Here is a 14,372-nt window from a genome sequence, read left to right on the forward strand (position 1 = left end):
TGCATTAGCATCAAGTTAATTTAAGATCGCATATTATTTGCTGTAGCTAAGGGCGCACGTGACTCAATCAACCTCCTATTCAGATATTTGCATTTTAAGGCTTTCGGCAATTGGTGATGTATGTCATGCCGTATCAGCAGTGCAAGCAATTCAAAAGGCACAACCGAAGGCAAAAATTACCTGGGTGATTGGTAAAGTTGAGGCTATGTTACTGGCCGATTTACCAGGTGTTGAGTTTGTTGTGTTCGATAAAAAGCTGGGCAAACAGGCTTATCAGCAACTTAAAGACACGTTCAAGGGGCGTAAATTTGATGTGCTATTACATATGCAAGTCGCACTCAGAGCGAATTTAGCAGCCCGTTGTATTCCTGCAAAGATCAAAGTGGGGTTTGATTGGGCACGCTCAAAAGAGTTGCATAGTTTGTTTATTAATAAGCGTATTGCCCCGCAATCAGAGGCGCATGTATTAGAAGGTTTTAAAGGCTTTGCTCAAGCAATTGGCATCCCTGATTACAAACCTCAATGGCAAATGCCAATTACTGAGCAGCATCAACAAGCAGCCGATGCGCTATTAGGTGAAGAACGTTTAGCTGGGCGTATTTTTGTTATCTCGCCTGCGGCAAGTAAAAAAGAGCGAAATTGGTTACCTGAGCGTTATGCTGCACTTGCTGAACATGCTCATCAACAAGGCTTTTCGGTGGTTATTACTGGCGGCCCAACCCCTTTAGAGATTGAACTTGCCGAGCAAATTATCGCGCAGAGTTCGGCACCTGTGCTTAACTTAGTAGGGAAAACTCAACTAAAAGAACTGCTATGTGTTTTGAAACGTGCGGCGTTAGTGTTAGCTCCTGATACTGGGCCTGCGCATATGGCTGTAACGGTAGGAACACCTGTTATTGGTTTGTATGCCCACTCAAACCCAAAACGCACAGGACCTTATTTGTATCAAGACTATGTTGTTGAGGTTTATCACCAAAATTTACGTGAACAAACAGGCAAAACAGCGCAACAGCTACCTTGGGGAATACGCGTTAAAGGGGCTGATTTAATGGCGCAAATAAGTGTAGAAAAGGTGATTTCGATGTTTGACCACGTGGTAGATAAAGAGCAATTGTCATGAGCAAAGTTTTATTTTTAGACCGTGATGGTGTGGTCAATATTGATCATGGCTATGTATACAAACCAGAAGAGTTTGAATTTGTACCCGGTGTATTCGAGGCGTGCAAAGCCTTCGCCGACGCTGGTTATAAAATTGTGGTAGTAACTAACCAATCGGGGATCGGCCGTGGTTATTATTCAGAGCAAGATTTTTCCAACCTTACTGAGTGGATGAAGGGCGAATTTTTACGCCATGGCGTTACAATTCTTGATGTCTATTTTTGTCCGCATCATCCAAGCAAGGCTGAGCCTGCTTATTTGCAAGAGTGCAACTGTCGCAAGCCTGCTCCGGGTATGCTGTTACAAGCCATCGATGAGCATCAAATCGACCCATCACAAAGTATTATGGTCGGTGATAAGCTTGGCGACCTTATTGCCGCTGAAAGAGCCAATATCGCGACCCGTGTTTTAGTTCGCTCAGGGCAAAGTTATGCTGAGTCAACAGAGCAACATGCCGATATTGTTTGTGAATCTTTAGCTGATTTACCCAATTTATATTTATAATTTATGAGGTAAGACCAGTTTAAGTTCACAAACCCACACCAGTTGAGGGTTTGCGACGAACTGCAAACAGTGCAATTGTTCGTCTAAGCTTTTACAATAGGTGCAAAATTTAAATTCATGCTAATCATTTCTGATTAGGTACAAGAATATGTGGAGATTACAGATGAGAGCATCTGCGTTTTTTAATCAGTTGCAGCAGCAAATTGATGAAGTGAAAGCTGAGGGCTTATACAAAAGCGAACGTGTTATCACGTCGCAGCAACAGGCTCAAATTGAAGTTGCCTCTGGTGATAAGGTTATTAACTTTTGCGCTAATAACTACCTTGGCTTAGCAAATAGCCCAGCGTTAATTAAAGCTGCTCAACAAGGCCTTGATGATCACGGTTTTGGTGTAGCGTCTGTGCGCTTTATTTGTGGTACTCAAGATATCCATAAAACTTTAGAGCAAAAGATCTCTGAGTTCTTAGAAACAGAAGACACCATTCTTTACTCATCATGCTTTGATGCAAACGCAGGTTTATTCGAAACAATTCTAGGTCCAGATGATGCGATTATCTCTGATGCGCTAAACCATGCTTCGATCATTGATGGTGTACGTCTTTGTAAAGCAAAGCGTTTCCGCTATGCAAATAACGACATGAGTGACCTTGAAAAGCAACTTATTGCTGCTGATGAAGCGGGCGCTAAAACTAAGTTAATCGCTACTGACGGCGTTTTCTCAATGGACGGCGTTATTTGTAACCTTGAAGCGGTTTGTGATCTTGCCGATAAATATGATGCATTAGTGATGGTTGATGACTCTCACGCTGTTGGTTTTGTTGGTGAAAATGGTAAAGGTACGCCAGAGTACTGCGGTGTACTAGACCGTGTTGATATCATCACGGGTACCCTTGGTAAAGCACTTGGTGGCGCATCAGGCGGTTACACATCAGGTAAAAAAGAAATTGTTGAGTGGTTACGCCAGCGTTCTCGTCCTTATCTTTTCTCAAACTCACTTGCACCATCAATTGTTACTGCATCAATTAAAGTACTTGAGATGCTAAGCAATGGCGGCGAGTTACGCGCTAAACTTTGGGATAACGCAAAGTATTTCCGTGAACAAATGGAAGCTGCAGGGTTTACCTGTGCAGGTAAAGACCACGCGATTATCCCTGTCATGTTAGGCGATGCTAAAGTTGCCTCAGCCATGGCTGACAAATTACTTGCTGAAGGTATTTACGTAACAGGTTTCTCATTCCCAGTAGTACCTAAAGGCCAAGCACGTATCCGTACGCAAATTTCTGCGGCGCATACAAAAGAGCAATTAGATACCGCTATTGCTGCCTTTACCCGTATTGGTAAAGAAATGGGTGTTATCTAATTTTATTTCCTAAACCGAAGCTTTTGCTTCGGTTTTGTTTAATTGAGTATAAATCATGAAAGCATTATCTAAATTAAAAGCAGAACCAGGGATCTGGATGACTGATGCGCCAAAACCTGAAGTTGGCCATAACGATCTGCTTATTAAAATCCGCAAAACAGCAATTTGTGGAACAGATGTCCATATTTATAAATGGGATGAGTGGGCACAAAATACAATTCCTACGCCAATGGTTGTTGGTCACGAATATGTAGGTGAAGTGGTCGATATGGGTCAGGAAGTACGTGGTTTCCAAGTTGGCGACCGTGTTTCTGGCGAAGGCCATATTACCTGTGGTCACTGTCGTAACTGTCGCGCCGGTCGTGTGCACTTATGCCGTAATACAACAGGTGTTGGTGTAAACCGTGAAGGTGCATTTGCTGAATACCTTGTGATCCCAGCTTTCAACGCATTTAAAATTCCAGATAACATTCCAGATGAACTAGCATCAATCTTTGACCCATTCGGTAATGCAGTACACACAGCGTTGTCGTTTGACTTAGTCGGTGAAGACGTATTAATCACAGGTGCTGGCCCAATTGGTATCATGGCAGCTGCTGTTGCCAAACATGTTGGTGCACGTCATGTGGTTATCACCGATGTGAACGAATACCGTCTAGATTTAGCGCGTAAAATGGGCGCGACTCGTGCTGTAAACGTAGCAACTGAAAAGCTTGAAGATGTAATGAAAGAGCTTGGCATGACTGAAGGCTTTGATATTGGTCTTGAAATGTCAGGTGTGCCAGTAGCATTTAACAGCATGCTAAACAACATGAATCACGGTGGTAAAATTGCCATGTTAGGTATTCCACCTTCAGATATGGCGGTTGATTGGAACCAGGTTATTTTCAAAGGTCTAATCATTAAAGGGATTTATGGCCGTGAAATGTTTGAAACTTGGTACAAGATGGCGAGTCTAATTCAGTCAGGCCTTGATCTGAAACCAATTATCACTCACCAGTTCTCCGTGGATGACTTCCAAGCAGGCTTTGATACAATGATTTCAGGCCAATCAGGTAAAGTAATCCTCAACTGGGATTAATACCGAGTAATTTGATAAGGCGGCTTTGGCCGCCTTTTTAGTTTAGAGAGTACTATGTCGTATAAACATATTTCAGTGAGCGAAACATTTGCGCTGTTAGATAAAGAAGAGGTTGTGATTGCTGATATTCGCGATCCTAACTCATTTCAAACGGGTCATATCCCAGGTGCTGAGCATTTATCAAATGCCAACATCAGCGAATTTATGATGCATAAAGAGTTTGACCAGCCAATCATCATCGTTTGTTATCATGGTGTGAGCTCTCAAGGTGCTGCTAGCTATTTAGTTGAGCAGGGGTTTGAAGACGTATACAGCATGGATGGTGGCTTTACAGCTTGGCAAGCGCAACTTCCGGAGCATATTGAACGATGATTGAGTTGGGTAGCATAAATAATCCTCGCGCCGCACAAGGCTTTATAGATTACATAAAAAGTAAGGGCTTACATGGAGAGCTGCGCTCGCAAGATGGACAAACTGTGATTATTTGTGTTGCTCCAGAGCACTTTCATCAAGCCCAATCTCTTTGGCAGGAGTTTGCTGCTAACCCTCATGACGAAAAATACCAACAAGCTTCATGGCAGGTAGGCAGTACACAATCGCCTCTGTCATATCAAGGGCAATCCCTTAATTTAAAAGCTCGCTTTAAGGCATTAAGCTGGCTAAACCGTACAGTTACTCTAGTCTCGATAGCTATATTTATTGCCTTCTTATTAGGTGGTTTTGAAACTATTTACAGTATGTTGCAGTTCAACCCTGCACAGCCACTAACTTGGTTTACACCTGCCATTGTGCATTTTAGCGCTATTCATCTTATTTTTAATCTGATCTGGTGGATGACGCTGGGTAACGATATAGAAAAACGCAGTGGCAAATTAACCTTAGTGGGTTTATTTTTAGTGACGGCATTCATTAGTAACTGGGCACAGTTTTTAGTAGTTGGGCCTAACTTTGGTGGTCTAAGCGGCGTTGTGTATGGTTTACTGGGTTTTTGTTGGATTTACAGCGTAATGAGGCCAACAGAGCCGCCACTAGTAAGTAATAGCATTGTCGGTTTTATGCTGGTATGGCTTATTCTAGGCTTTGTAGATATGTTGCCTGTGAGTATGGCGAACTGGGCGCATTTAGCGGGGTTATTGGCTGGTATGGCTTATGCCGTGTCAGACAAGCTGCTTTCACGCAAATAATCGCGTAAATAAAAATGGCGGCTAATGCCGCCATCTTACAATTAATGATATAAATACTTAGTAAATAACACTTCTCGGACAATCTCTTGTCCTGTTTCTTGTTTTAGTAGTGCTTTTAGCTTTTCGGTGCAGCGCTTTCTTATTTCTTCGCGGCCGGTAAGCGATTTAATGTTTTCTTCAGGCTCTTTTGAGAGTATTTCAACAATCGCATCACGCAATAGTGGAGTGTGATGTTCTACGATTGCGATATCAGATAGATCATTGAGCATGAGATCCACCGTAATACGAACATAGCCAAGTTTTTTATTACCTTGACCTATGTAGTTAGTGATGATGTCAGGCTCAAAACCAAAGTAGCCAACGTTTGATTCAGCGCGAACAGACCAACTTGTTGCAGTAACAAGTAGCATGCTTATCAAGTAAATTGATAACAATGATTTTTTCATAGTTAAGAATATTCCACCCTTTCAATGATTTTTAGTCTATACCCAAATTCACTTAAGATACAGGCTGTTCTGCGTTTTTTAACCCAGCTTGAGATTAAATCATGACTTTTGCCAAACGTGCAGCAGTGATATCATTTGCACGGTTTTTAAAAATAATGAGTCGTTGTGATCACATTCCCAGTTTCATTAGCTGCAAATTGGCAGCCTGCTTCAGCATTTCCAGATTTGACGCAACAACAGCAAAGTTGGTTGCTTGAAGCTGGGTCATTAACAGCTAAGCTTAAAAGTCACTGTCAGGTCTTTTCAGTTAAAGTTTTAAACGAAGCACCTTTTGACTTAACCCGCGAGCAACAAGCATTACTCAATACCTCTTTAAGTCAGGCATTAAATCGCGAAGTGTTACTACTATGCGATGGTAAACCAATGGTTTATGCACAAAGCTGGTTGCCGGCAGATGATACATTAAAAAAGCAGCAGTTACTAAGTATGGGGACAAGGCCGCTGGGCGATGTTATTTTTCAAGACCCAAACTTATCGCGCACTGAAATAGAAGTTGCTGAGTTTTCACAGCAGCACGGTATTCAAGCTTTAACAGCTGAAATAGGCTACTCTTCACAAGCATTGTGGGGAAGGCGCAGTGTTTTTAGCTTATCTAATGCTCACTTTCTCGTGGCTGAAGTATTCTTACCTGGAGCGTATATTTACCTATGAAGCTAGCTGCACTTAAGGTCGCACATATACCTTACTATAAACAGTTAATGCGTACCGATAAGCCTATTGGTACCTTGTTGCTATTATGGCCAACTTATTGGGCGTTGTGGCTTGCTGAGCTTGGCACGCCGAGCTTATTAAATTTTGTGGTATTTAGTTTGGGTGTCTTTGTGATGCGCAGTGCCGGCTGTGTAATTAATGACTTTGCCGATCGTAAAATTGATGGCTCAGTTAAGCGCACAGCCCAGCGACCGCTAGCAGCAGGTTTGGTATCAAGTGGTGAGGCTCTGAGCTTATTTGTACTACTCATTGTGGTGGCGTTTGGCTTAGTGTTAACACTTGGATGGTCAACGATTTTACTATCGTTTGGTGCTTTAGCACTGGCGTTCTGTTATCCATTTATGAAGCGCTACACCCAGCTGCCGCAAGTTGTACTTGGCGCGGCATTCAGTTGGGCTATTCCAATGGCCTATATGGCATCAATTGGCTCAGTACCATTAGAAGCCTGGCTCCTATTTATCGCGAATCTTGTTTGGACTGTGGCTTATGACACCATGTATGCCATGGTTGATAGAGATGATGACTTAAAGATTGGCGTTAAATCGACAGCAATCTTGTTTGCCAGCTATGACAGACATATCATCTTTTTACTCAATGCCTTATTTATTGCGATTCTTGCTTACATAGGTATGAGTCATCAGCTTGGCTTGCCATATTGGCTGGGCTTAGCTGCAGCGGTTGGTTTTTTACTTTATCAACAAACGCTTATTCATAAACGAGAGCGAGAGCCTTGCTTCAAAGCATTTTTGAATAATCACTATGTGGGGTTAGTGATTTTTATCGGTTTAGCAGCATCCTTGCCATTGTCCTTTTAATTATCTTGGTGGGTCGATAATACCGCTGATTGAGGCATTTTTTCTGAACCAACCCGCAATTGAGTAGCGTACATCGTTTGCGGGTAATACTTCATGCATAAAGCGTTCGCTTTCAAACATCACCAATAAGCCCGCTTGAGGTTTAATGACTATTTCAATCTCTTTACTCTTTGGTTTGTAGATCACCAATTCACCGCCAGATTCTGGCGTATTTAAGTAACAAACCGTTGTAAAAATGCGATTAGAACGGCCTTTGAAGGCATCATAGTGCTTTTTATAAAAGTCACCTTGTTGATACTTTGCATAATGGCATTCATAGTCAAATAAGCCTAAATAAAAGCCACGGTTTAACTGTGTCTTTATTGCTTCCATGGTCGCCAGATAAGTAATTTGTGCTTGGCTTGAGCTATCAAACCAAAAGGTTTTATCTTTACGCACAGTTTTATCTATTTGTTGGTCGTTTAATCGGCCAATACCTGCGGTATGAAAATGCGGATTAATGCGATAGCAATCGGCAATTAAATCAGCAATTAAGCTTTCATTAATCGCGTTTTCAACAACAGCATAACCAGTACGTTCAATAGCATCTAAGTATGTGTCGGTAATAAGCGGTGCGGTCATTCATATGCACAATCAAAAAAAGGTGCGTAAGTGTATATGAAAAATTGTGTTATGCACGCTTTTTATGCAGTAAAAATGAAGAAATAAAAAAGAATGGCTAGCCTGATTAATTACAGGCTAGCAGTAGATTAAATAGCTTCTAACCTTGGCTTGAAAGGGCCGTTTTTTCAATGAGATCGAGTAAGTGGCTAACGTGAGAATTCTCATTGATTTGTTGGTTTGTTTGGATTATTAGCTGGTCGTGTGCGATACCTTTATTAGTTTTTAATAATAGTAATTCCGGATCAGATGACACACTATTAGTATGCTCAATGCTGGCAATCGCGATATGGTTTGATTTTTTCAGACCATCCATAACTTGTTCAATACTGCCTACTTTGATGCTTGATGTCTTATCAAAAGAATCAATTGCATCGTTTAGCATAGATTGCACTTGTTTTGACTGTGAAAAACAGCTGTACATAGGGTAGTCAGCTAAGTCGCGTTTACTAATGTCACTTTTATTTGCAAGCGGGTGATTTTTAGCCACGAAAATGATTAGTTGATCAGGTAAATGTATATCGCTGCCAATGCTGTTCATCGCTTGCGAACATACACTGATATCAATTTCACCTAATTGTAGTTTACGTACTAGCTCACTTTGCTCTTGCAACTGCATCTCGATTTTCACATGAGGGTACTGCGCTAAAAACTGACCGCAAGAAACAGGCACAACCGTGCTCGCTTTGTTGGTGTAGCCAATAATCAGTTTTTCACTTGCGCAGCCGTTTAATGATTCAAATAAATGCTTCTTGGTTTCTTCAAGATTGTCGAGAGTTTGTTTTGCATACTCTAGGAAAAGCTCACCTTCTTTGGTTAACTTTACTGAGCGAGTAGAGCGAGTAACTAGCTCATAACCAATTTCATCTTCAAGTGTTTGAATACTTCTAGTTAATGCAGAAGTGCTTATTTGAGTTTTCTCTGCAGCTTGGCGGAAATGCCTTAGCACGCCTAATGCTACGAATTGTTCAAGTTGTTCAAATCTCACTTTAATAGTCCCTTGTTATAAGTAAGCCCTACATCCAGGCGGTACAATTTTACATCACGAGAGGCATAGTAAAGTATTGTACCCGTATTGGGAAGTACTTGTTTTACAGAAAAGTTACATCAATCAGGATAACGTTCCTTAATTTCTAAGAAAAGCGCTAAATTTTCAAGTAGCTGATCGACTAAAATTGGATCAAAATGTTTCCCACGTTGCTCTTTTATCAATGAGAGAGCATCATCGAGTGGCCATGCTTTTTTGTAGCATCGGTCACTGCAAAGTGCGTCAAATACATCTGCAATTGCAGTAATTCGACCAACAATATCGATATTATCACCAATTAGTCCTTGCGGATAACCAGTTCCATCCCATTTTTCATGGTGTTGGTAGGAAATTAAGGCCCCACAGTTTAATATTTCGTTTGTTGAGTTTTTTAGTATTTCATAGCCAGTTTCGGCATGAGTTTTCATTATTTCCCATTCTTCATCAGTGAGTTTACCAGGCTTATTTAGAATCTTGTCTGGAATACTAATTTTACCAATATCATGTAATGGTGAAGCCAGTTTGATGATTTCACAGCGGAACGAATCCAAGCCATATAATTTTGCGAGTAACTCACTGTACAAAGCGACACGTTTAACATGTGAGCCAGTTTCCTTTGAGCGCTTTTCGACTGCTTCGCCAAGAATATACGACAACTCTTTTTGTGACTCTTTGACCATTTCTCTAAGCTTTAAGTTGTCATAAGCAAGTGCGATATTATTGGCGTAAAATTCTAGCAGTTGATAGTCTGTATTTTGCAGCTTTGAACCTTTATTGACATACAACATAGTTTCAAGGCCTGCTTTTGTTGGAAAGTAGCCAATGTAATCTGTGCTGTTTTTTAAAGACGATTTTCTTTCATGTGCATCAATAAATAAGTTTTTTACATCCTCAGGAATTTTATTTTTACATGGAGTTGGCTCAACACCTGAAGCGGCAAGTAATTGAAAGTCATTAGCTGGCGATGATTGCAGGTTAACCGCAGCGGCACAATATATTTCTCTGTCACTTATCCCCATTACGTTAGTAACATGGTTTAAAATTGTGGAGGCAAACTCTTGCACACTATCACATTTTAGGAAATTGGCTGAGGCATTGATAATTTGTTCGAGGCCATGTTTATGATGATCAATAATCTGAATATCACGATGTGAACGTAGCGCTGAATAGAGCAAAGTTTTCATTTTTATCGCGGTGAGCTCAGTTTTATTTTTGTAATCATTGATATCGTAATCACGAATGATGGCTTCTTCAGGGGCTTCCCCAGGCTGACCTGTACGCAATATTAATCGTATATCATGGTTTTCTATTTCATCGCGGATGTATTGAATGAGATCGAGGCCTGCGTGGTTTGTTTCCATTACCACATCAACAAGTGCCACTGAAAATGGAGTACCTTTACCTAAAAGCTCTCTCGCTTCAGCAGCAGAATAGGCATGATAAAAGCGAAGCGCTTTATTTTCAAAAGTGAACCCAGCTAATACTAGTTTCGTAACTTGATGAATATCTTCTTCATCATCAACAACAAGAATATGCCAGTATTCAGCCTCTTCCGTACCTACATTATTTTCTTCTAAGGATTCTTCAGAAAATAAAAAATCATCCACAAAAGCACCACTTATTGTTGTATCTCATAGAATAAGTATAGAGGGTGAATTTTACTCTGCCTTATCTGAAAGAGGTTTTTTTTCGATATTTTTCAATTCAATCTCGATTGCATCGCAAGAAATGTGGATCTCATACAAAGAGGTGAGAAGCGACAAGGCTAAGCACGCGAGGCTGATGCCAAATAAAATGATTCCAGTAGTATTAAATTCTATAAATAATGCAAACATTGATAAGGTACACATTAAAAAAGAGGCAACACCATAAACTTGCATTACGCGAATTAATTTAATGCGTTTTCTTAAATTGGTAATCTGTGCAACAACTAATGGGCGGATACTTTCTCCTTCACGTGCATTGAGCTCTCGAATAAGCTGAGCAAGCACCAAAAAACGGTTGGTGTAAGCAAGTAACAGTAAAGAAATTGCTGGGAATAACAATCCCGGTGTTGTTAAAGTCATGTGGCTACCTTGAAATAAGCATTGCAGCGAAGTTAGTTGCTAGCGTAGTTTAGGATTTAAAGATAGAAAAGTAAAAGGGAAGTGATTTGCAAAACAGTAATTTAAATCAACCTGCGAAGCAGGACCCATTCACTTGGGTAAAAGTGTTTCAGGCTGAAAATGGCTTAGAGGCAAACATTATTAAAGGGCTTTTAAAAAGTAAAGGGATCGAATCGCAACTGCAAGGTGAGCTTTTACAAGGGGCGCTTGGGGAGATCCCATTTGAACAAACAGGGGTCGATATACTTGTTTACGCATTAAAAGAGCGCCAGGCGCAAGAAATATTGCTAAACTACCGGCAATTAAAACAATCGGCTCCTGACTGGGTGTGCCCAAAATGTCATGAGCTTAACGGAGCAACATTTGAAATATGTTGGTCTTGTGGGACTGTAAAGAATGACGAAAGCGAATAATTTTCAACGTATTAGAGAATTAAACTATTTGCAAAAAGCGGTGTTAGGTGGCGCATTACTTGAGCGTATGTTGCCTAATTATAGCTTATTTAGTGAAGCAACAGGGTTCGGTGATGCCGCGGTTTTTCGTAGCGCATTGAGTGTTTGCTGGGAAAAAATCTTACTGCCAAAAAGTAAAATCAGCCTTGAAAAGCAAATTGAAAAAATTGAACCAAACGTGCCAGAGCTTACTGACTTTGACATGTTTGGCACCTATCCCGCAATCGATACAGCGACAGCCTTGCTTGGCATGCTGCACGGTTTGATAGCCAAAGATGAACAAGAGTTTTTAAATATTAGTAAAATTTCACAGGCCTCGGTGGCTCGTTTCATTGAATATCAACTAACAGTGGATGGTGAAATTGCTGATAACAAAGCTGTTCGTGAACACCCTTTAATGCAGTATGAAATTGATGTGCTTGCAGAGCTTATTGATTTTGTAGAGCAAATGGGCCGAATTACCTCAGAGAACGTAAAAGAGCTTAAGCAACTTGCGGTATCTGATGGTCAAACCAATATTGGTATTGCAATTTAATATTCAGTAATGCGTATTTTCACTGTAAAATACGCATTTGTTTTTTCTTGGCGGAGTAATTGATGCGAATTTTAGGTATTGAATCATCATGTGATGAAACGGGTATTGCCATTTATGATGATGAACAAGGCTTATTAGCACATCAACTGTATAGCCAAGTAAAAGTACATGCTGATTATGGCGGTGTGGTTCCTGAGCTTGCTTCACGCGATCACGTACGTAAAACCTTACCTTTGATTGATGCTGCCTTTGCACAAGCGGGTTGTGGTCCTGAAGACTTAGATGGCATTGCATACACCGCAGGCCCTGGACTTGTTGGTGCGCTTCTGGTGGGAACCTCAATTGGTCGCTCACTGGCTTATGGTTGGAATATTCCAGCGGTTGCTGTACATCATATGGAAGGTCACCTACTTGCGCCAATGCTTGAAGAGGACAAACCGGAATTTCCGTTTATCGCACTACTGGTGTCTGGCGGCCATACTATGATGGTAAAAGTATCTGGCATTGGTGAATACGAAGTGCTGGGAGAGTCAGTTGATGACGCGGCCGGTGAAGCATTCGATAAAACCGCGAAGTTATTAGGTCTTGATTACCCTGGTGGCCCGCGTTTAGCAAAACTTGCGGAGCAGGGTACGCCTAAGCGTTTTGTATTTCCACGTCCGATGACTGATAAACCAGGCTTAGATTTTAGTTTTAGTGGTTTAAAAACGGCGGCATCGCTTGCTATTCGTGATAGCGATGATGATGAGCAAACCAAAGCTGATATAGCTCATGCATTCCAAACAGCGGTAATTGATACCTTAATCATTAAATGCAAACGTGCATTAAAGCAAACCGGTATCAAACGTTTAGTGATCGCCGGTGGTGTGAGTGCAAACGTGCAATTGCGTGCGCAACTTGAACGAGTAATGCAAGGCATGAAAGGGCGTGTGTATTACCCGCGCACAGAGTTTTGTACAGATAACGGTGCAATGATTGCTTACGCTGGTATGCAGCGTTTGAAAGCAGGGCAGTTTGCTAGCCTTGATATGAAAACAAAGCCGCGCTGGCCTATTGATTCACTCGAAGCACTTTAATTTACATCACTATTTCTGCTCTGGGGCTTTTTTCTTAGCCCCTACTTTTGGCTCTTCCCCCGCCATCAAGCGAGTAATATTTGCTCTGTGACGGAAAATTATCAACACGGTCAAAAAGGTAACTGGCAAGGTATACAAAGGTTTTATCCACCATGTATAAAGAGGCGCTAAAGAAACCGTAACCAGTGCTGCAAGTGATGAATAACGTGTGATAGCAACAATTATGAGCCAGGTTGCGATCAGCATCCCACCTAGCGATAAACCAATGGGTAATAACGTGCCAAAAGCGGTTGCGACGGCCTTACCACCTTTGAAACTAAAAAATAACGGATACATATGCCCTAAACAGGCTGCCACACCAATTAAACCTAACATCAGAGGGTCTATTTTTAAAAAGTAGGCACCCCAAACAGGGATGGTTCCTTTTAAAATATCAAAGACAAGAACTAAAACAGCGGGGACTTTTCCACCAAGGCGATAAACATTTGTAGCACCCGGGTTATTCGATCCATGACTGCGTGGGTCTGGTAGTTTAAACAGCCGAGATACAAGGATAGCGGAAGAGACCGATCCCAGTATGTAAGCTAAAACTAACATTAAAACTTCTAACACGCGCTTCCTTATTTTTTAATCTGCACTTTTGGGCTATCATTGGCGGCAAAACCATCTGCCGCTCTCATCGAGTAGAATGTAAGCACCTTATTGCAATGCATCTATCCGTTATTGTAGGGGTAATTTTTATATATTAAAACAGTATGACAGCTTATATAGCGCATTATTGTTATCAATAAGCGTTTAGTATGAGGAGTTGTTTTAATATTTATGTCGCTTGGAGTATCAATGGACAAGGTATATATATCACAACTGCACGTAGACACCATCATTGGCGTGTATGATTTTGAAAAAGAAAGTAAACAAAGCCTGTATTTTGATATCGAAATGTTATGTGATATTTCTGCTGCAGCGGCGACAGATGATATAAATTTGGCTCTTGATTATGCCAAAGTGAGTGAGCGAGTGATTGAGCACACAACGGCAAAACCTGTTGAGTTACTAGAAACTTTAGTTGAGCAATTAGCTGCCATTATTTTAGCTGAGTTTGCGACCAGCCAAGTCACTATTCGCGTGAGTAAACCAGCCGCAGTGCCACAAGCGCAAACTGTTGGAGTTGAGATCACCCGATGTAAGGCAAATTAGA

The 14,372-nt window shown here is 41.1% G+C and carries 18 protein-coding genes; 12 read left to right on the plus strand and 6 right to left on the minus strand.

Annotation, left to right across the window (positions count from 1 at the left end; all coding sequences use genetic code 11):
* Nucleotides 1-58 precede the first annotated feature (58 nt).
* The 6 genes from L1266_RS05305 to glpG all read left to right on the plus strand — a co-directional run bounded on the left by L1266_RS05305 (nucleotide 59) and on the right by glpG (nucleotide 5,287).
* Nucleotides 59-1,120 carry a glycosyltransferase family 9 protein gene (locus tag L1266_RS05305; RefSeq protein ID WP_235377043.1) on the plus strand — a complete coding sequence of 354 codons (1,062 nt, stop codon included), beginning with the start codon at nucleotides 59-61 and terminating at the stop codon, nucleotides 1,118-1,120.
* Nucleotides 1,117-1,662 (plus strand): D-glycero-beta-D-manno-heptose 1,7-bisphosphate 7-phosphatase, encoded by a 546-nt coding sequence (gene gmhB / locus L1266_RS05310; RefSeq protein ID WP_138619224.1) that lies wholly within the window; start codon nucleotides 1,117-1,119, stop codon nucleotides 1,660-1,662. Before L1266_RS05305 ends, gmhB begins: the two co-directional genes overlap by 4 nt.
* Before the next feature lie 163 nt (nucleotides 1,663-1,825).
* Nucleotides 1,826-3,022, plus strand: coding sequence for a glycine C-acetyltransferase (locus L1266_RS05315; protein WP_054551063.1), 1,197 nt, complete (start codon nucleotides 1,826-1,828; stop codon nucleotides 3,020-3,022).
* Nucleotides 3,023-3,077: 55 nt separating this feature from the next.
* Nucleotides 3,078-4,103 (plus strand): L-threonine 3-dehydrogenase, encoded by a 1,026-nt coding sequence (gene tdh / locus L1266_RS05320; protein WP_054551064.1) that lies wholly within the window; start codon nucleotides 3,078-3,080, stop codon nucleotides 4,101-4,103.
* Nucleotides 4,104-4,157: 54 nt separating this feature from the next.
* Nucleotides 4,158-4,475, plus strand: coding sequence for a thiosulfate sulfurtransferase GlpE (glpE, locus tag L1266_RS05325; RefSeq protein ID WP_054551065.1), 318 nt, complete (start codon nucleotides 4,158-4,160; stop codon nucleotides 4,473-4,475).
* A complete protein-coding gene (gene glpG / locus L1266_RS05330) occupies nucleotides 4,472-5,287 on the plus strand; it encodes a rhomboid family intramembrane serine protease GlpG (protein ID WP_054551066.1) in 816 nt (271 codons plus the stop codon). The genes glpE and glpG overlap by 4 nt, the downstream gene beginning before the upstream one ends.
* A 41-nt stretch (nucleotides 5,288-5,328) precedes the next feature.
* Here the strand turns inward: glpG and L1266_RS05335 are convergent, their stop codons facing one another.
* On the minus strand, nucleotides 5,329-5,697 hold the full coding sequence (locus L1266_RS05335; protein ID WP_371351978.1) for a flagellar basal body-associated protein FliL: 369 nt from the start codon (nucleotides 5,695-5,697) through the stop codon (nucleotides 5,329-5,331).
* 201 nt (nucleotides 5,698-5,898) lie between these two features.
* Between L1266_RS05335 and L1266_RS05340 the strand changes: the two genes are divergently transcribed.
* Together L1266_RS05340 and ubiA are read left to right on the plus strand one after the other, a co-directional pair.
* A complete protein-coding gene (locus L1266_RS05340; protein WP_166340545.1) occupies nucleotides 5,899-6,444 on the plus strand; it encodes a chorismate--pyruvate lyase family protein in 546 nt (181 codons plus the stop codon).
* Nucleotides 6,441-7,319, plus strand: a complete 879-nt coding sequence (ubiA, locus tag L1266_RS05345; RefSeq protein ID WP_235377044.1) for a 4-hydroxybenzoate octaprenyltransferase — start codon at nucleotides 6,441-6,443, stop codon at nucleotides 7,317-7,319. Before L1266_RS05340 ends, ubiA begins: the two co-directional genes overlap by 4 nt.
* Here the strand turns inward: ubiA and L1266_RS05350 are convergent, their stop codons facing one another.
* The 4 genes from L1266_RS05350 to L1266_RS05365 all read right to left on the minus strand — a co-directional run bounded on the left by L1266_RS05350 (nucleotide 7,320) and on the right by L1266_RS05365 (nucleotide 11,072).
* Nucleotides 7,320-7,940, minus strand: coding sequence for a 2OG-Fe(II) oxygenase (locus tag L1266_RS05350; RefSeq protein ID WP_054551070.1), 621 nt, complete (start codon nucleotides 7,938-7,940; stop codon nucleotides 7,320-7,322).
* A 139-nt stretch (nucleotides 7,941-8,079) separates the two neighbouring features.
* Nucleotides 8,080-8,967: a LysR family transcriptional regulator gene (locus L1266_RS05355; RefSeq protein WP_235377045.1), complete on the minus strand. Its 888-nt coding sequence runs from the start codon at nucleotides 8,965-8,967 to the stop codon at nucleotides 8,080-8,082.
* A 119-nt stretch (nucleotides 8,968-9,086) separates the two neighbouring features.
* Nucleotides 9,087-10,613: a response regulator gene (locus tag L1266_RS05360; protein WP_054551072.1), complete on the minus strand. Its 1,527-nt coding sequence runs from the start codon at nucleotides 10,611-10,613 to the stop codon at nucleotides 9,087-9,089.
* A gap of 51 nt (nucleotides 10,614-10,664) precedes the next feature.
* Nucleotides 10,665-11,072 carry a DUF2721 domain-containing protein gene (locus L1266_RS05365; RefSeq protein ID WP_054551073.1) on the minus strand — a complete coding sequence of 136 codons (408 nt, stop codon included), beginning with the start codon at nucleotides 11,070-11,072 and terminating at the stop codon, nucleotides 10,665-10,667.
* Nucleotides 11,073-11,158: 86 nt separating this feature from the next.
* Between L1266_RS05365 and L1266_RS05370 the strand changes: the two genes are divergently transcribed.
* The 3 genes from L1266_RS05370 to tsaD all read left to right on the plus strand — a co-directional run bounded on the left by L1266_RS05370 (nucleotide 11,159) and on the right by tsaD (nucleotide 13,174).
* Entirely contained in the window at nucleotides 11,159-11,524 is a 366-nt protein-coding gene (locus L1266_RS05370; protein WP_054551074.1) for a putative signal transducing protein, read from the plus strand.
* Complete coding sequence (locus L1266_RS05375; RefSeq protein WP_054551075.1) at nucleotides 11,508-12,098, plus strand: YjaG family protein; 591 nt, start codon at nucleotides 11,508-11,510, stop codon at nucleotides 12,096-12,098. Before L1266_RS05370 ends, L1266_RS05375 begins: the two co-directional genes overlap by 17 nt.
* 62 nt (nucleotides 12,099-12,160) lie before the next feature.
* Nucleotides 12,161-13,174 carry a tRNA (adenosine(37)-N6)-threonylcarbamoyltransferase complex transferase subunit TsaD gene (gene tsaD, locus L1266_RS05380; protein ID WP_054551076.1) on the plus strand — a complete coding sequence of 338 codons (1,014 nt, stop codon included), beginning with the start codon at nucleotides 12,161-12,163 and terminating at the stop codon, nucleotides 13,172-13,174.
* Between the two features lie 9 nt (nucleotides 13,175-13,183).
* Here tsaD and plsY read toward each other — a convergent pair whose 3' ends face one another.
* Nucleotides 13,184-13,786 carry a glycerol-3-phosphate 1-O-acyltransferase PlsY gene (gene plsY, locus L1266_RS05385; protein ID WP_235377046.1) on the minus strand — a complete coding sequence of 201 codons (603 nt, stop codon included), beginning with the start codon at nucleotides 13,784-13,786 and terminating at the stop codon, nucleotides 13,184-13,186.
* A gap of 228 nt (nucleotides 13,787-14,014) precedes the next feature.
* Between plsY and folB the strand changes: the two genes are divergently transcribed.
* Nucleotides 14,015-14,371: a dihydroneopterin aldolase gene (folB, locus tag L1266_RS05390; RefSeq protein WP_138599658.1), complete on the plus strand. Its 357-nt coding sequence runs from the start codon at nucleotides 14,015-14,017 to the stop codon at nucleotides 14,369-14,371.
* The last annotated feature ends 1 nt before the right edge of the window (nucleotide 14,372 follow it).

This window comes from Pseudoalteromonas sp. Cn5-37 (assembly GCF_021532495.1).
GTDB classification, from domain to species: domain Bacteria; phylum Pseudomonadota; class Gammaproteobacteria; order Enterobacterales; family Alteromonadaceae; genus Pseudoalteromonas; species Pseudoalteromonas simplex.